The organism is Amycolatopsis sp. NBC_00438 (assembly GCF_036026695.1).
Lineage (GTDB): Bacteria > Actinomycetota > Actinomycetes > Mycobacteriales > Pseudonocardiaceae > Amycolatopsis.
In genome coordinates, this window is the sequence record NZ_CP107923.1 from 199430 (window position 1) to 216074 (window position 16645).

Annotated in this window: 15 protein-coding genes; 9 read left to right on the top strand and 6 right to left on the bottom strand. The window is 71.5% G+C overall.

The annotated features are described in order from the left end of the window. Positions 1 to 120: 120 nt before the first annotated feature. The 4 genes from OG494_RS00860 to OG494_RS00875 are packed head-to-tail and all read left to right on the top strand — an operon-like array spanning position 121 to position 3762. A complete protein-coding gene (locus OG494_RS00860; protein WP_328450927.1) occupies positions 121 to 1332 on the top strand; it encodes a helix-turn-helix transcriptional regulator in 1212 nt (403 codons plus the stop codon). A gap of 15 nt (positions 1333 to 1347) precedes the next feature. After that, on the top strand, positions 1348 to 2097 hold the full coding sequence (locus OG494_RS00865; RefSeq protein WP_328450928.1) for a hypothetical protein: 750 nt from the start codon (positions 1348 to 1350) through the stop codon (positions 2095 to 2097). Further along, the gene (gene dcd, locus OG494_RS00870; RefSeq protein ID WP_442874455.1) at positions 2097 to 2726 is read left to right on the top strand and encodes a dCTP deaminase; all 630 of its coding nucleotides are present in this window, start codon (positions 2097 to 2099) and stop codon (positions 2724 to 2726) included. The genes OG494_RS00865 and dcd overlap by 1 nt, the downstream gene beginning before the upstream one ends. Further along, on the top strand, positions 2710 to 3762 hold the full coding sequence (locus OG494_RS00875) for a thiamine-phosphate kinase (protein WP_328450931.1): 1053 nt from the start codon (positions 2710 to 2712) through the stop codon (positions 3760 to 3762). The genes dcd and OG494_RS00875 overlap by 17 nt, the downstream gene beginning before the upstream one ends. A gap of 2 nt (positions 3763 to 3764) precedes the next feature. Here OG494_RS00875 and OG494_RS00880 read toward each other — a convergent pair whose 3' ends face one another. Both OG494_RS00880 and OG494_RS00885 read right to left on the bottom strand, forming a co-directional pair. Then, positions 3765 to 4394, bottom strand: coding sequence for a hypothetical protein (locus OG494_RS00880; RefSeq protein ID WP_442874369.1), 630 nt, complete (start codon positions 4392 to 4394; stop codon positions 3765 to 3767). Further along, positions 4391 to 4654: a hypothetical protein gene (locus OG494_RS00885; protein ID WP_328450935.1), complete on the bottom strand. Its 264-nt coding sequence runs from the start codon at positions 4652 to 4654 to the stop codon at positions 4391 to 4393. Before OG494_RS00885 ends, OG494_RS00880 begins: the two co-directional genes overlap by 4 nt. A gap of 355 nt (positions 4655 to 5009) precedes the next feature. Between OG494_RS00885 and OG494_RS00890 the strand changes: the two genes are divergently transcribed. Then, on the top strand, positions 5010 to 6080 hold the full coding sequence (locus tag OG494_RS00890) for a helix-turn-helix transcriptional regulator (RefSeq protein WP_328450937.1): 1071 nt from the start codon (positions 5010 to 5012) through the stop codon (positions 6078 to 6080). Continuing rightward, the gene (locus tag OG494_RS00895) at positions 6077 to 7252 is read left to right on the top strand and encodes a hypothetical protein (RefSeq protein WP_328450939.1); all 1176 of its coding nucleotides are present in this window, start codon (positions 6077 to 6079) and stop codon (positions 7250 to 7252) included. Before OG494_RS00890 ends, OG494_RS00895 begins: the two co-directional genes overlap by 4 nt. Here the strand turns inward: OG494_RS00895 and OG494_RS00900 are convergent. The 3 genes from OG494_RS00900 to OG494_RS00910 form a co-directional block, all read right to left on the bottom strand. Next, positions 7197 to 7754 (bottom strand): GNAT family N-acetyltransferase, encoded by a 558-nt coding sequence (locus OG494_RS00900; protein ID WP_328450941.1) that lies wholly within the window; start codon positions 7752 to 7754, stop codon positions 7197 to 7199. The two genes, OG494_RS00895 and OG494_RS00900, sit on opposite strands and share 56 nt — an antisense overlap. A gap of 110 nt (positions 7755 to 7864) precedes the next feature. After that, on the bottom strand, positions 7865 to 9715 hold the full coding sequence (locus OG494_RS00905; protein WP_328458841.1) for a glycosyltransferase family 39 protein: 1851 nt from the start codon (positions 9713 to 9715) through the stop codon (positions 7865 to 7867). Between the two features lie 85 nt (positions 9716 to 9800). Next, a complete protein-coding gene (locus tag OG494_RS00910) occupies positions 9801 to 11357 on the bottom strand; it encodes a sensor histidine kinase (RefSeq protein ID WP_328450943.1) in 1557 nt (518 codons plus the stop codon). A 189-nt stretch (positions 11358 to 11546) separates the two neighbouring features. Here OG494_RS00910 and OG494_RS00915 point away from each other — a divergent pair, with 189 nt between their 5' ends. After that, a complete protein-coding gene (locus OG494_RS00915) occupies positions 11547 to 12173 on the top strand; it encodes a hypothetical protein (RefSeq protein WP_328450945.1) in 627 nt (208 codons plus the stop codon). 14 nt (positions 12174 to 12187) lie between these two features. Here OG494_RS00915 and OG494_RS00920 read toward each other — a convergent pair whose 3' ends face one another. Beyond that, positions 12188 to 14278 carry a fatty acid desaturase gene (locus OG494_RS00920; RefSeq protein ID WP_328450947.1) on the bottom strand — a complete coding sequence of 697 codons (2091 nt, stop codon included), beginning with the start codon at positions 14276 to 14278 and terminating at the stop codon, positions 12188 to 12190. Positions 14279 to 14416: 138 nt separating this feature from the next. Here OG494_RS00920 and OG494_RS00925 point away from each other — a divergent pair, with 138 nt between their 5' ends. Continuing rightward, positions 14417 to 15007, top strand: coding sequence for a TetR family transcriptional regulator (locus tag OG494_RS00925; protein WP_328450949.1), 591 nt, complete (start codon positions 14417 to 14419; stop codon positions 15005 to 15007). 128 nt (positions 15008 to 15135) lie between these two features. Beyond that, positions 15136 to 16527, top strand: coding sequence for a trigger factor (tig, locus tag OG494_RS00930; protein ID WP_328450951.1), 1392 nt, complete (start codon positions 15136 to 15138; stop codon positions 16525 to 16527). Positions 16528 to 16645 lie beyond the last annotated feature (118 nt).

Below are 16645 nucleotides of genomic sequence, written 5' to 3' on the forward strand. Positions count from 1 at the left end.
TGTGTCCATGTATTGTCACCCCCTACGGTCCGCCTACCTAAGTAGGTAAGGTCAGTGTCTAGTGCTTACCTACATGTTACGTCGGCGGCTCCTCCGCCGATAGGTACTGATGTGATAACGGTGACGGTCGAAGAAGTGGGCGCCGAGCTGCGTCGACTGCGCAAAGCGGCCCGGCAGACCCAGGCGGACGTGGCCGAGATCGTCCAGGTGAGCCGGCCGAACCTCGCGCAGTGGGAGGCCGGGCGCCACCTCCCGTCCCCGGAGAACGCCCGCCTGCTCGACGAGCACTTCCACGCGGCGAACGCCCTGGTCGAGATGGTGGAAGCGGCTCGATCGCCGAGCCCGGCGGAGTCCGTCGTGGCCACCACGGGCTCCCTGCTCGACGTCTTCCGGCGGGTCGGGCACGCGCTCGCCGGGCACCTGATCCGCGACGACGAAGGCCGCGCCGTCGGCTGGCGGCACAACCTCCAGCAGCGCAACGACCAGACCACCCTCGCCACCGCGTACGGGATCAGCGCGATGGTCGTGGTAGGCGAGCCCTACATCGACCTACACAACGTCGTGGCGGACCTCTACGAGAAGCGTTCCGCCGACTACGGCTGGCAAGGGCGATCGAGCGGCCGCCGGCCCGAGGTCACCGCCGCGGTCGTGGACGCCCTGTTCCACGCCAGCACCGTCCTGTCGGCCGACGCCGGGCTGGGCTACCTCGAACGCTCCCTCGATCCCTACAGCCGGACCCGGCCGTTCCTGCTCGCCACGGCGTTGCGCACCGCGGTCCGGCTCCGCCCCGACGCCCCGCTGACCCGCAGGCTCGCCGACGACCTGCTCGCCGCCCGGCTCGACGACTCCCCGCTGTGGGGCGAGAAGAAGGAACCGCGGCTGGTGGCCCCCGAGCCGTCGGCGGCACACACCGCGCGCGCGGTGGTCGCCCTGCGGGAACTGCTGCGCAACGGCGAGGACCGCGCCGACGTCCGGGAGGCCGTCGACGCCGGCACCCAGTGGCTGATCGACCGGACGCACGCCGACGACGGCGTCTCCGAAGAACTGGCCCTTCCCCAGCCCGCGGGCCAGCAGGCTGTGCGGGTGAACATCAAGCACTTCACGTCCGCTTGGGTCGTCCAGGCCCTGGCCGAGGCACCACAAGTGCCGATGGCCCGGCTGAGCCGCGCGCTCGGCGCTCTCTGGGACCGCTACGAAGCAAACCTCGGCCTCTGGGCCTGGGGCAGTGGCGACCTCCCGATCTGGATGACCCTCGACGCCGTCACGGCCCTGCGAACAGCAGCTCTGGCCTTCGCGGCAGCTCCGCTTCTCCCACCGAACGCCGCAGAATAGAGAACCCCTCGCACGATGAGCACCACGTCACAGAATTCCGCCGGGGATCACCGGTTTCCGCGCGGGCTCGCGGAAATCCTCGGTGGCGACGGCGCGCGGACCGGGTTGTCCCACCTCGAAAAAGCGGCGTGGGAGATCCGCGTCGAGCCGCGGCCGTTCGTCACCTGGCTGACCGCGCTCCTGGAGGACGACGCGAAGGTCGCCGAGATCGCCGGACGTTCGTACTGGCACCCCAACGGCTTCGCGAAGCTGGTCCTCCACACGGCGGCCGAGCCGGAGTTCCGGATCAGGCTGCACGTCTGGCCCGAGTCCGACGTCGTTTCGCCGGGGGAGTCGAACCCGCACAGCCACCGGTGGGAGTTCGCCTCCCACATCCTCGTGGGGACCGGGATGCACATGGTCGAGTTCACGGAGGTCACCGAAGGCGGCAAGCCGTTCCGGCGGTACCGCTACGGCGCCGATCCCGCGAACCCGGCCGCACTCGTCGCCGCCGGTGAGGTGCGGCTGAGGCGCACCCGGTCGCCGCACGTCGTGCGCGGCGAGGTCTACTCGTGCGACACCGACGTGGTGCACACGGTGCGCCCGATCGACGCGAGGTTGACCGCCACGGTGGTGATCCAGGGACCACGCCGCACGCCCACCACGGTGGTCTACTGCGAACCCGGCGAGAGTGACGACCAGCCGAACGGCGTGCTGTCCGAAGCCGACTTCCGCGAGCTCGTCACCGCCGTCCTAGCGGCTTCCGAGCCGGAGGCCGCATCATGATGCCGGTGCAGCTGGGATTCCGCGGGAAAAAGGGCCGGTCGCCCGTCCGGCGGGCGCGTCGCGGGGTCCTGACCGACAAGGCCATCAGGCGCGCCGTTGCGGCCGGCGAACTGACCGTGTCGCCGTTCGAGCCGAAGATGCTCCGGCCCGCCGCGCTCAGCCTGCGGCTCGGCCACGAGGCGTTCGGCCTCGTCACGACCGGCCCGGTCGACATCGCCGACCGGTCGACGTATCCGGAGCTGGTCCCCAAGAAACTCGACGCGAAGGGCCGGCTGGCCGTCGAACCCGGCGAAGTCGTGCTCGCGCCGACGCTGGAGAAGATCGGCCTCTCGGAAAACCTGGTCGGTCTCGTCGACGGCACCAGCGATTACGCGCGGCTCGGCATCGGCGTCGTGCTGTGCGGTCAGGTCAGTCCCGGCTTCGGCCGCGGCAAGCTCGCCGTGATCACCCTGGAGATCGTCAACCACCTGCGGCACCCCGTCTTGTTGTACCCGGAGACCCGGATCTGCAACTTGATGCTGTTCGCGTCGACCGGCAGCGAACAGCCCTACGACGTCATGCCCCACAACTACTCGAGCGACCACGTCGTCGCCGCGTCCCGATTGGCCGACCATGTCCGCACCAACTGATCGCAGCCTGGGTGAGCTCGGCGAGCGGGGCATCCAGGACCACGTCCTGCGGCCGCGATACGCCGGTACGGAAGGCTTCGGCGACGACAGCGCCCTGCTCGCGACGGTGACCTCGCCGAGCGAACTCGTCGCGACCACCGACAGCTGCCCGACGCCCGTGGTCAACCTCCTCGGCGAGCCCGATCTCTACCACTCGGGCTGGCTGCTGGCCACGATCAACCTGTCGGACCTGGCCGCCGCCGGCGCCGAGCCGCTCGGACTCGTCGTCAACTACACGCTGCCCAAAGCCACGACGGTGCGGGAGTTCGAGCGCCTGCTCGACGGCGTCGACGACTGCTGCGCCGCCCACGGCACCAAAGTCGCCGGCGGCGACATCCGGGACGGCGAGGTCGTCCAGCTGACGGCGACGGCCGTCGGCCGGTGCGCTCCGGGCAGCAGGCTCCGGCGCTCCGGTGCCCGTGCGGGGGACCGCCTGCTGCTGGTCGGCGCGCCCGGGTTCCTGTGGGCCGCCGCGCTGCTGAAGACGGGACAGGCGACGCTCCCGGCGTCCGACGCCGAGACGATCTGGCAGCGCGCCTGCCGTCCCGTGGCCCAGCTGAAGGCCGGCCAGGTGCTGGCCACGACGGGTCTCGCGCGGGCGGCGATGGACGTTTCCGACGGGCTGTTCGCGACGGTCCGCACACTCTGCGAGGCGAACGGCCTCGGCGCGGCGGTCAGCCCGGAATTCGAGCTGGACGCGCTGGTGGCGGCGGTGGCGGGGCAGACGGACCTGCGTCCCTTCGACCTCGCGCAGACCTGGGGCGACTGGGGACTCGTCGTCGTGGTCCGCGAAGAGGACGTCAGGCTGGCCCTCAAGACCTTGCGGGAAGAGGGTGTCGCGGCCCAGGAGATCGGGACGCTGACCGCGGGCAAGGAACTGACGCTGGGGCCCGAGACCGCTCCCTGGCGCGGGATCGCGCAGGAGCGGTTCTCGGCCAGCTCGTGGCACGGTGGCGAACCGTCCACTTTGATCACCGACATGTTCAGGACACGCTGAGCTCAGCTGTGCGCCCGCAGCGGAACCACGTTGCCGGGCAGCACGGCGCGTCCCGGCTCGCGGTGGACCTCGGTCGGGCTGATCGTCAGCGTCACCAGGCTCGCGAACCTCGGGTGCCGGTCGACGTACACCTCGGGGACGGCACAGGCCGCCGCGAGGACCGCGCGGTGCCGGTGGAGGTGCTCGAACGCCTCCCGGCCGTAGAGCGAGACCTCGATGTCGCCACCACGGGGGCGCGTCCACAGGATCGCCGGCCGGCGGCCGCCGGGCAGGCGCAGCGACGGGAACGCCGCGCGCAGCCGGTGCTGCACCACCACCGCGCGGATCCGGGTCCGCACGTGCCGGCGTCGCAGCAGGGCCAGCACCAGCACGGCGCCGAGCGTCCCCGACGCCCACGCCGGGCCCGCCCACAGCCCGAACATCACCAGGCCGTAGGGGAGGAGGGTGACGGCGAGCAGCTCCCACCGCCAGTGGTACACCCGCATTGGCAACGGGGAGGGTGCGCTCCGAGTGGTCATTTCCGTGCTCCTTCCGGTCGATCGGCGACGGAGGAGGCCGCCGAGGTGGCGCAAGAGACGTCCGGCGGCGACGACCAGCACGAGGGCCGAGACGATCACCGGCCCGGGGGTCATGTCGGAACCCGCGCTTTCGAGGCGGGCGGCAGGTCCCGGTCGCGGCCGAGCTGCCAGGTCCACCGCCAGCCGGCCCAGATCGCGGCGACGGAACCCAGCAGGATCAGCCAGAAAGCCTGTCCCACCAAGCCGTCGAGCGGTGCCAGCCGCAGCAGCACGAGAAGTGCCCAGATCTGCGAAGCGGTGAAGGGGATGACGAGACCGGCTGCTAGGACACCCCGGCGCCAGCGGCTGCGCGGGGCGGTGGTGTAGGGGTCCATGAAAGCCCTCCTCTGCTCGTGGATCCAGGAAACCTCCGGCTCGTCCCGGTCCGTGTGCCAGCTGACACACAAGGCGGGATTCGTTCGCGGAACAGCGAAGTTCGCCCGGACGGCGGAGTACTCACCGCTCTCGGACCAGGTCTTTCATTTAAGTTCAGTAAATTTGACTGTATGGGCTGGAATCAGCTGTAGCAACGGCGGAGAATGGGGTGTTATCGGTTCGTCGCACAGCAAAGTCTTGGCAGCTCCCTGCTCGATCGGGGCTGCGGCGGGTCGGCGGTAGGCGCTGGGCCATTCGTGGGTACAATTGTGCCCTTGCTCACGCCACTGAAATTTACTGAAGGGCGGCGGAGTCGTGTCCCCAGCCGAGTCGCGCCGGCCCGAGCTCGCTCGGCGGCTGCGCGCGCTGCGGGAAGAGCAGTGGCCCGAGCTGGGCATCACCCAGGCGCAGATCGCCCACGCGATCGGCGGGAGCCGGCCGCTCAGCATCTCGCTGATCTCCTCGTGGGAGAACGCCGAAAAGCCGATCGCCCCACCGGTCCGGCGGCTGGACGCCTACGCGACGTTGTTCGCGACGCCGCGGTCCGTGGACGGCGAGACCGTCCGAGTGCTCCCCCTCGACCAGCTGACGGACGAGGAGCGCGGGCTGCACGACGAGCTGCTCGAGGAACTGCTGTCGCTGCGCGACGGGCGTGACCGCGCCGCCGAACCGGCGCCCGACATCTGGCGTTTCCCGGAGAACGAGGACATCACCATCGTCTCCGCCCAGCTCCCGCCGGAGCTGCGGCAGCACCTGACCTACGCGGATCCCGAGAGCGCGGATTTCGTCTCGTTGTTCACCTACGCCGACCCCGACGCCCTGATCGAGCTGTTCGGGCACATCCGGTCGGTCAACCCGCAGCACCAGGTCAGCTTCCACACCACGGAGGAGCTGACCCCCGACGACTACACGACCCACCTGGTCCTGCTGGGCGGCGTCGACTGGAACACCGTGACCCGCGACGTCATCGAACGCGTCGACCTCCCGGTGGAACAGGTAGTCCGCGACGACGAGGCACCGACCAGAGAACCTGGCGGCTTCCGAGTGCAACGAGATGGCGGGTCGGAGCTCTTCCCGCCCCAGTTGGACAGCGAAGGTCACCTGTTGGAAGACGTGGCACATTTCTACCGGGGGGTGAGTCCGTTCAACCGGAAGCGCACCGTAACCGTGTGCAATGGTATGTACGGTCGTGGCACCCTGGGCGCGGTTCGCGCCCTCACCGACGTCAAGTTCCGTGATCGGAACAGCGGCTACCTGCGCGAACGGTTCGGTGGCGCCGAGTCGTTCAGCATCATCAGCCGGGTGCAGGTCATCGCCGGCAAGGGCCTGACCCCGGACTGGACGGTGGCGGACAACCGGCTGCACGAGTGGCCGGAAGCCGCGTGACCGCGCGGCAACACCAGTCGCACCAGAACCTGCTGGCTCACATCGACGCAGGAGTGGCTCCGCGAGCGGCGCTCGACGCGATCATCGTGCCCAACGGCCGGACGGCTCCCTATCTGCGGCAGGCCATCGCGGCGGCCAAAGAGCGCGATGTCTTCCTGCTCGTGTTGTGCAGCCTGCTGGGTGACGCCTCAAAAGCGGTCAAGGAAGCGAAACGCGCCGGCGTGCGGGCAGCGGCCATCAACATTCGCGAGGTGCCCCACCACCTCGTGCCCACGTTCCACGCCGACAATCTCCTTTACCACCGCGGGTTCGACCGGAAGGTCGACACCAGCCTCAAGCGAAACCTCGGTCTTCTCATCGCGGTCCTCGCGGGGTGGGAACGGATCCTCTTCCTCGACGACGACATCACCCTGCCCGATCCCGGGGACCTCTCCGTGGCGGCAAGGCTGCTGAGCGAGTACGCGGCCGTCGGTCTGGGGAACGCGGGCATGCCGGACAACTCCGTTGTGTGCCACGCGCTCCGCGACACCGGCGTCGCGCAGGCCACATTCATCGGCGGAGGTGCACTCGCGGTCGGTGAAGCGGCGTTCGGCTCATTCTTCCCCAACGTCTACAACGAAGACTGGTTCTTCTTGCTGGACGGCATGCGGCTACGCCCGTCAGCCGTGACCGGAACGGCGATCCAGCACCCCTACGACCCGTATCGGGACGCTCGGCGAGCACGCGGCGAGGAACTGGGCGATACCCTCGCCGAGGGCGTGTACGGCCTGCTGGACAACGGTCATGGTCCAGCGGATGCCGACGAGCGGTACTGGCGCGAGTTCCTGCTGAACCGGCAGGAGATCATCCGCACCACCATCGCCAATGCGCAGGCGTTGCCGATCGAACCGGCGCTGAAGGCCAGGATGGTCGCGTCGCTGAAGGCGGCGATCGGGCGCAGCTACCTGATCACACCCGAATTGTGTGTTCGTTACCTGCGCGCGTGGCGGCGAGATTGCGAGCGCTGGGGCAATCACGTCCAGGACCTTCGCAGTGATCATGAGAGCTGCGGCGTCGACGGCGCACTCGCCATGCTGGGGATCGGTCAGTTCGCCCAGCGAAGCCTTGGCAGCGCTGTCAATGCCGGCGTGAAGCGCCGATCGTCCGCATCTCCGTCCTCGGCGCGGGCGTGACCGGCGCGAGGTCTTTGACCAGTACGTAACACTGTTCCGGCTCATGCAGGACACGGCCGTCCGGCTGGGTCGTCCGCGCGTAGCAGACGACCTCGCCGTGGCCCCAATCCTCGTAGCCGAGGCGCCGGTACAACCGCGTCGCCGCCGGGTTGTCGGTGCGGACGGCCAAGGCCACCCGCTCGTGGCCGTTCTCCCTGAGGTGCCGCTCCGCCGCTCCCGCCAACGTCCGGCCCACGCCGCGGTTGCGCAGCTCGTCGTGCACCTGCAGGTGGGTGAGCAGCGCGACGCCCGGCAGGTGCTCGCGGATCGGGTGCTCTTCCGCCTCCTCCAGCCACAGGTAGACCTCGCCCGCCGGGCGGCAGCGGAGCCAGGCCACGAACAGCACTCCGAGGCCTTTTCGCTGCCGGTTCAGGCGGTCGATGAGGAATTCGCGGTCGCCGAGGGCCGCGGCGAAAGGTTCCAGGTCCGCGGAGCGAGCCGACCGCACGTAAAGCTCGGTCATCAGCACGGACTCCTCGTCGACGGGGCACCACCAGTGTGCCGGAGGCACCGGCGCCTTGACCAGGTTGCCCGACGCGGGCGCTCCGTCACACCCTGCTTTGGTCGGGTCACTCAGAGGGTCGTGGTCAGGTCGTACACCGTTACACCGTCCACAGTGGACGCCTGGTGGTGCGACGCCACCCAGTCGGCGATCTGCTGGGCCGCGTCCGAGCCGCTGCTGCCCTGCATCGTCATGCCCTCGCCCAGGAAGTAGTGGATGCGGCCGCTCGCGACGTACTGCCGGAACTGTTCCAGCGTCGGGTACGGGTCGGTTCCGTTGAAGCCGCCCACCGCCATCACGGGGGCGTCGCTCGCCAGCTGGTAGCCCGCGGCCGCGTTCGACAACACGGTGGCCGCCGTCCAGGTGTACTTCGAGGCGTCCTGCTTCAGCAACGCCGTGAGCTGGGCTCCCGGCAACGTCGTCGACAGCAGCGAGCCCGGGCCGCCGCCGCGACCGCCGCCACCGAAACCGCCCGGGCCGCCACCGAAGCCGCGACCGCCGAAGCCTGAGGAAGGGCCGGCCGACGGGATCGCGCCGCTGTGCGTGGTCGCCGCCGTCGCCAGGGTGTACGCGCCCGTGCCGGCCAGCAGGACCACCAGGGCCGACGCCGCGATCGAGGACGCCGCCCAGCGGGTCAGGTGGGCCGCGAAGAACAGCCCCACCGCCGCCAGGAGGCCGCCGATCAGGACCGCCGGGGCCAGCCACGGCTGCCACGTCGAGTCCGCGAGCAGGAGGTACGTCGTCACCGCCGTCAGCGCCACGCCGCCGCTGAGCAGGCCTGACGCCGAGGGGCCGGACCGCAGGCGCCACAGCTGGACCGCCGCCGTGCCGACCAGCGCGGCGATCGCCGGGGCCAGGGCGACCGTGTAGTACGGGTGGATGATGCCGCCCATGTAGCTGAACACCAGGGCCGTCACCAGGAACCAGCCGCCCCAGACGATCAGGGCCGCCCGGGAGCGGTCCGTGCGCGGGGCGCGGCGGGTGAACCACAGGCCCGCGCCCAGGGCCAGCAGCGCCGCGGGGATCAGCCAGGCGATGCCGCCCGCCATCTCGCTGCCGAAAAGGCGAGTCAGGCCCGTCGAGCCCCAGCCGCCACCGCCGCCCCCACCGACGCTGCCCACCTCGTCACCCGTGATGCGGCCGAAGCCGTTGTAGCCGAAGACCAGCTCCCACAGCGAGTTCGTCTGCGAGCCGCCGATGAACGGCCGGTCGGCCGCCGGCCACAGGGCGACGACCACCAGGTACCAGCCCGCCGCGACCACCGTCGCGCCCAGTGCGCCCAGCAGGTGCAGCAGCCGCTTGCCGAGCGACACCGGCGCGGCCACCAGGTACGCCACCGCGAACGCGGGCAGCACCAGGAACGCCTGCAGCATCTTCGCCAGGAAGCCGAAACCGACCGCGACGCCGGCCAGGGCCAGCCAGCCCGGGCCCGCCTTCTCGATCGCGCGGACGACGCAGTACGCGGCCGCGATGAGCAGCAGCACCAGCAGCGCGTCCGGGTTGTTGAACCGGAACATCAGCGCCGCCGCCGGGGTCAGCGCCAGCACCAGCCCGGCGACCAGGCCCGCGGCCGGGCCGGACGTCCGCTTCACGGTGGCGTACAGCAGCCAGACCGAGCCGACGCCCATCAGCGCCTGCGGCACCAGGACGCTCCACGCGCTCACGCCGAACACCCGCGTCGAGAGCCCCAGCACCCACAGCGCCGCCGGGGTCTTGTCGACGGTGATCGCGTTCGCCGCGTCGCTCGACCCGAAGAACAACGCTTTCCAGCTCTGTGATCCCGCCTGCGCAGCCGCCGAGTAGAAGGCGTTGGCCCAGCCGGACGCGCCGAGTCCCCATAGGTAGAGCACGGCCGTCGCCAGAAGCAGGACGGCCAGCGCGGGCCGGTGCCAGGTCCGGCGAGCGGGCGGCGAAGGGGTCACGGCGGCGGTTTCGCGCGACGCGACACCGGCTTCTTCTCGGGGGCTACGGGTGGCGGAGCCCCCGGACGTCACAGCGGTCATGGGATCAGCTTCCGGTGCCCAGCTGGGGCCGGGTTGTGCCGATGCTGTGCACGCGCTGTGCGGGGACGGCCACGGGCAGGCGCACCGCGAACTCCGTCCGGCCGGGGCGGCTGTGCACCTCGATCGAGCCGTGGTGGGCGAGCACGACGGCGGACGCGATCGCCAGCCCGAGCCCGGTGCTGCCGGCGTGGCGCGAGCGCGACGAGTCGCCGCGGGCGAACCGCTCGAAGACGTCCGGGAGCAGGTCCGGGTCGATGCCGGGGCCGTCGTCGGTCACCGTCACGACGGCGCTGTGGGTGTCCTTGGAGCGGGCGAGCGCGGTCGTCACCGTGGTGCCGGGCGGGGTGTGGGTGCGGGCGTTGGCCAGCAGGTTCGCCAGCACCTGGTGCAGGCGCTGGACGTCGCCGTGCACGAGCACCGGGTCGGGCGGCAGCGCGAGCTGCCACCGGTGGTCGCGCCCGGCGACCCGCGCGTCGCCGACGGCGTCCGCGACGAGCCGGGTGAGGTCGACCTCGCGCACGTCCAGCGGGCGGCCGGCGTCGAGGCGGGCGAGCAGCAGCAGGTCTTCGACGAGGGTCGTCATCCGGACGGCTTCGGACTGGATCCGGGTCATCGAGTGGGCGACGTCGGGCGGCACCAGCGAGCTGCCGCGGGCGGCCAGCTCGGCGTAGCCGCGGATCGCCGCCAGCGGGGTGCGCAGCTCGTGACTGGCGTCGGCGACGAACTGCCGGACGCGCAGCTCGCTGTCGTGCCGCGCTTCGAGCGCCTGCGCGACGTGCCCGAGCATCAGGTTCAGCGCCGAACCGACCTGGCCGACCTCGGTCCGCGGGTCGGTTTCGGACTCCGGGACGCGGATGGACAGCGCCACCTGGCCGCGGTCGAGCGGCAGCTCGCTGACGCGCCCGGCGGTGGCCGCGACGCGCTCGAGCGGCCGCAGCGTGCGGCGGACCGCGAACGCGCCGAGGAACGCCGCGCCCAGCACGCCCGCGGCGGCGACGCCGAAGAGGATGAGCCCGACGGTGAGCAGCGTGTCGGTGACCGGCTTCATCGGCAGGCCGGTGACGACGACCTCGGCCGACCCGGTGACCGGCAGGGCCATCAGCCGGTATTCGCCGAGGTCGTCGAAGGACACCGTGTGCGGCTTGCCGTCCGCGGGCACGGACAGCAGCACGGCCTGCTGGGCCGCGGACAGGTGCAACCGGTCCCCGTGCTCGGAAATGCTGTCGTCGTGCACCAGCGACGTCCCGGCGAAGGTGCCGCTGACCGTGCCGACGTTCTGCCCGAGCGGGTGCTCGCCGGTGCCCTGGTCCTGGGGCGGCGGCAGGCCGTTCTGCCTCCCGGCGTTGCTCGCGAAGACCTGCGAGCGGGTGGCCGCGGCCGTCAGCTGCTGGTCCACCTGGCGGGTGAGGAACACGTCGAGCGCGAACTCGCTGACGACCCCGACGATCAGGCACACGACGGTGAGCAGCACGACCATCGAGCCGGTCAGTTTCGCGCGCAGCGAAAGGCGCCCCGGCCGGCCGGACCGGTGGGGGCGGGGCGTGAGGGTACGCGCGGCCATGGCTTCAGCGTCCGCCGCGGCCGTGTGCGCGGGTTGTGTGCTGCCTGTGAGGCGGCTGTGCGGTGATCGCCCCGGGCCGGGATGTCCGGTTCCTCCGGTCACAGGAACGGCTGACGGTCAGCACAGTGCGCACACAGCGAGAGGCCGGACCGTGGGTCGCAGCAACGCATTCCGTGAAGGAGTAACACCATGACCGCACCGCAGGCCCCGCAGCAGACACCGTCCACATCGGACCCGGCGTGGGGTGCCGCGCCCACCCCGCCCGCCGGGCCGGACGCCGGCTGGGGCGGCGCGCCCGGCCCCGCGCGTCCCGCCTGGTCGACGGGCAAGAAGGTCGCCGCGGGCGCCGTCGCGCTGGTGATCGTGGCCGGCGGGGGAGCGGCGATCTGGGCCGCCTCGTCGTCCGCCGCGACCGGCGACACCGCCGGACCGGGCGGGATGCAGGGCGGCCCGGGTGGGACGCAGGGCGGCCCGGGTGGCGCCGGCGCGCTGGGTTCGGCGCTGCACGGCGAGTACGTCTCCTCCGACGGGAACGGTGGCTACGTCACGAAGATCATGCAGACCGGCAAGGTGACGGCCCTGAGCGCGACGTCGCTGACCGCCCGGAGCGACGACGGCTTCTCGAAGACGTACACGATCACCTCGGCCCAGGCGACGGGCGTGGCGTCCGGCGACACGGTCACGGTGGTGGCCACGGAGTCGGGCACCACGGCGACGGCGACGGCGGTGACCGAAGGCACGACCGGCACGGGACAAGGGCAGCAGGGCCAGGGACAACAGGGGCAGGGTCAACAGGGGCAACCGCCCACGGGCTGACGCGCGTCCCGGGGTCAGCGGTCGTAGTCGACCGCGACCTCCGGGGTCGTCGCGCGGGCGCGGCACGTCAGGATCCGGCCCGCCGCGACGTCGTCCTCGGTGAGGGCGTAGCGGACGTCCATCTCGACCTGGCCGTGCAGGAGCGTGGCCCGGCAGGTGCCGCACGCGCCGCCGGTGCACGAGTACGGCACCTCGAACCCGGCCCGCAGTGCCGCGTCGAGCACCGTTTCCCCGGCCCGCGCGGCGATCCGGGTCGTCGTGGCGCCCAGCTTCACCGCCACCTCGGCCGGGAAGCCGGCCGGGTCGCGCAGGGGTGCGGCGCCGCGGAAGAGTTCGAAGTGGACGTTCTCCTCCGGGACGTCCGCGTCGGCGAGCGTCCGCCGCGCGAGGTCGGTCAGCCCCCGTGGGCCGCACAGGAACCACTCGTCGACCTTCGCCGGGTGCAGCCGGTTCTGCAGCAGCGCGCGCAGCCGCGTGCCGTCGAGGCGCCCGCGCTGGTACCGCTCGTGGGAGATGGCCAGCGCCTCGCCGAGGGTGTCGAACGTCCGGGCCGGGCGGTGCGTGTGCAGGTCCGGGTCGCGCTCGTCGGTGCGGTAGTGGACGACGTGCAGCCGCCCGCCGAACCCGTCCGCGAGCGCCGTCAGCTCGTCGGCGAACAGCGTCGTCGCGCCGGAAGTGTTGACGTACAACAACGTCGCCCGGCTGTGCGGCTCCATCCGCAACGCGCTCACCAGGATGGACAGCACCGGCGTGATGCCGCTGCCCGCCGCCAGCGCGACGTAGTGCGCGGTGCGCGCCGGGTCCGGGACGAGCGTGAAACCGCCCGAAGGCGGGAGTACGTCGAGGAACTGACCGGCCGCCAGGGCCGTGGTCGCGAAGCCGGAGAACGCGCCGCCCGCGCGCTTCTTCACCACGATCCGCAGCTCGCCCGAATCGGCCGGCGCGCAGATCGAGTACGTCCGCCGCACCGGCTGCCCGTCGAGCACCGCACGCACGGCGACGTGCTGCCCGGGCGTGAAGCGGTACTCCGCGGCCAGGTCCGGCGGGACGTCGAAGCGCACCGCGACGGCGTCGGCGGTCAGCGGGCGCACGTCGGCGACGCGCAGCCGGTGGAACCGGCTCGGTCCCAGCGGCGGCGGGGCCGGCGCGGGCACGGCGTCGTCCGGCCCGCCGGTGAGGCCCTCCGCCGCCCGGTACTCCGCCGTCGTCAGGTCGCGGCCCCACGCCGTGCTGATCGGGACGTCGCGGGCCAGGTACGCCTCGCGGTTGTCGAGCCAGACCCGGCGGTAGCGGTGGAACGGGACGGCCGGGTGCAGGTGGTGCACCAGGTGCAGGTTCTGGGCCAGCAGCACCGGGGTCAGCAGCCGGTCGAGGCCGACGCGCACGCGGGTGGTGCCGAAGCGGCCGAGCGGCCCCGCGGCGGGCAGCCCGTGGTGCGGCAGCCAGCCGAACGCCCAGGCGAGCAGGCCCAGCCCGAGCCGTTGCGGCAGCAGGTACACCAGCAGCAGGTCCAGGCCGTGGCCGGAGGCGACCAGCGCGACCCCGGCGAACACCGCCACGGACAGCACCACCAGCGTCTCGGCCAGCTCGTGCGACGGCCGGGTCCGCAGCCGCGAGACGTAGCAGCGCGCGTACGAGACGTCGAGGGTCAGCCAGCGCAGCGGCAGCAGCCACGCCGGACCCCGCGACGTCCAGGCGTCGGGATCCGCGCGGAACGACGCGTTCGTGTGGCGGTGGTGTTCACCGTGGACGTACCGCAGCGACGGGAACGACGCGTACGCCGCGACGAACAGGACGGCCAGCCGGCCGAGCGTTTCGTTGACCCAGGTGAGTTTCCCGGCCGAGTGGTGCGCCGACTCGTGCACCACCGTGTACACCGCGAAGGTGACGGCGGTGTTCAGCACCACGGTCACGACCGCCGGGACCAGCCCGGCCAGCAACAGCCAGGTCGACGCCGCCCAGACCGCGAGGGTGCCGGCGAACAGCAGCACCGCGGGCACCGAGACGGCGGGCAGCGGGAGCCGGGGAACGGGGACCGCGCGGAGGGAGGGCTGTCCGGGTGCGGGCTCCAGAGAGCCCCGCGTCGGGGTGTCGACGACGGACATCGCGCGGTCTCCTCGGTCGAGAAGCTCCTGGTTAGGCGGGTGTCACCGTAGACAACCCGCCGGAGTTTGTAAACGTCGCCGCACGCTTCGAAAAAAGGCGTCGGCCAGGGAACCGGAACCGGTCGCTAAGATCGCCTTGTGAACGCCGTCACCCACACCGACCCGGCCAGTACCCGGGACCGGCTGCTGGCCGCGGCGGCCGGGCTCACCACCGCGGGCGGCTGGGCCGGGGTCACCATGGGCAAGCTGGCCGCGCACGCCGGCGTCAGCAGGCAGACCGTCTACAACGAACTCGGGTCCAAGGCCGAGCTCGCCGAGGCCCTGGTGCTGCGCGAGACCGACCGGTTCGCCGGCCACGTCACCGAGATCGTCGCCGCGTACCCCGGCCGGGCGGTCGACGGCGTCACCGCCGCGTTCCGCGAGACCCTCGAAGCCGCCCGCGGCAACCCGCTGCTGGAAATCGCGCTCGGCGGCCGGCAGGGCGGCCGCGACGACTTCCTCCCGCTGCTCACCTCGCGGCCCGAGGCGGTCCTCGGCCGGGCCGTCGACACCGTCGCGGAGCTGTTCTCGCGCTGTTACCCCGAGGCTCCGCTGACGGCGTCGGAGTGGACGGTCGCGGTCGAGGCGTTCGTGCGGTTGCTGCTTTCCCACCTGGTGCAGCCCAGCGGCTCGGCCGAGCACGCGAGCGGCCAGATGCGCTGGGTGATCGGCCGGATGCTGGGCGCGTGACGCCGCAGGTGGCCCCCGCCCCGGTGGCGTGGGCCACTGGCCTAGACTCGGACGTCCCGGTCTGACAGGTGACCGGGACCATTTCCGCTGGATTGTCCACACAATCGTTACCGCTCGAGGAGAAGACCTTGAAGAGCACCGTCGAGCAGCTCAGCCCGACGCGAGTCAAGATCAATGTCGAGGTGCCGTTCGACGAGCTCAAGCCGAACTTCGACCGCGCCTACCGCAAGATCGCCCAGCAGGTGCGCATCCCGGGCTTCCGGCCCGGCAAGGCGCCCGCTCGCGTCCTGGAAAGCCGGATCGGGCGTGGCCCGGTGCTCGACGAGGTCGTCAACGAGGCCATCCCGGCCAAGTACATCGAGGCGGTCCGCGAGAACGAAGTCCGCACGCTCGGGAACCCGGAGTTCGACGTCACGAAGCTCGAGGACCGCGACGTCCTCGAGTTCACCGCCGAGGTGGACGTGCGCCCGGAGATCGAGCTGCCGGACCTCGAAGGCTTCGTGGTCACGGTCGACGACGTCGAGCTGACCGACGCGGAGGTCGACGAGCAGCTCGACGAGCTGCGCGCCCGCTTCGGCACGCTGACCGGCGTCGAACGCCCGGCCGAGACCGGCGACTTCGTCTCGATCGATCTGGCCGCGACCGTCGACGGCGAGGCCGTCGAGGAGGCCGCCACCAGCGGCCTGTCCTACGAGATCGGCTCCGGCCAGCTCGTGGACGGCATCGACGAGGCGATCGTGGGCGCGAACGCCGGCGAGACCAAGTCGTTCACCACCGAGCTCGTCGCCGGCGACCACGCCGGCAAGGCGGCCGAGGTGACCGTGACGGTCCAGTCGGTCAAGCAGCGCGAGCTGCCGGAGGCCGACGACGAGTTCGCCCAGATGGCCAGCGAGTTCGACACGATCGACGAGCTGAAGAGCGACCTTCGCGAGCGGCTCGCCCGCGTCAAGAAGATGCAGCAGGGCGTCCAGGCGCGTGACAAGGTGCTCGAAGAGCTCCTCGAGCGCACCGAGGTGCCGATCCCGGAGAAGGTCCTCGACGCCGAGATCGAGAACCGCAAGCACGACGCGATCCACCCGTTCGACCACGACGAGGCCCAGTTCGCCCAGGCTCTCGAGGCCGAAGGCCGCACGCTCGAAGAGTTCGACACGGAGACCCGCACCGAGTCGGAGAAGGCCGTCCGCACGCAGCTGCTGCTGGACACCATCGCCGACAAGGAAGAGGTCTCGGTCAACGACGGCGAGCTGACCGAGCGGATCATCTACCAGGCCCAGCGCTTCGGGATCAGCCCGGACGAGTACGTCCAGCGGGCCCAGCAGTCCGGCCAGCTGACCGCGATCTACGCCGACGTCCGCCGCGGCAAGGCGCTCGCCTCCGTGGTCCGGAAGGCCGCGGTGACCGACGGCTCGGGTGCCGAGGTCGACCTTTCCGAGCTGTTCGGCGCCGAGGACGCGGCCGCCGATGCCGCAACCGAGGAGACGCCGGCCACCGACGAGGCGGCGAAGACTCCCGCGGAGTGAAGCTGTGAGCGAACTTGGGCGGTGTCAGGCATTCTGCACCGCCCAAGTTCGTTAGGGTCGGTTGCAAGATCTCAAGCATCTGAAACGACAGCGGCGGTCGTCAGCACGAGACCGCCGT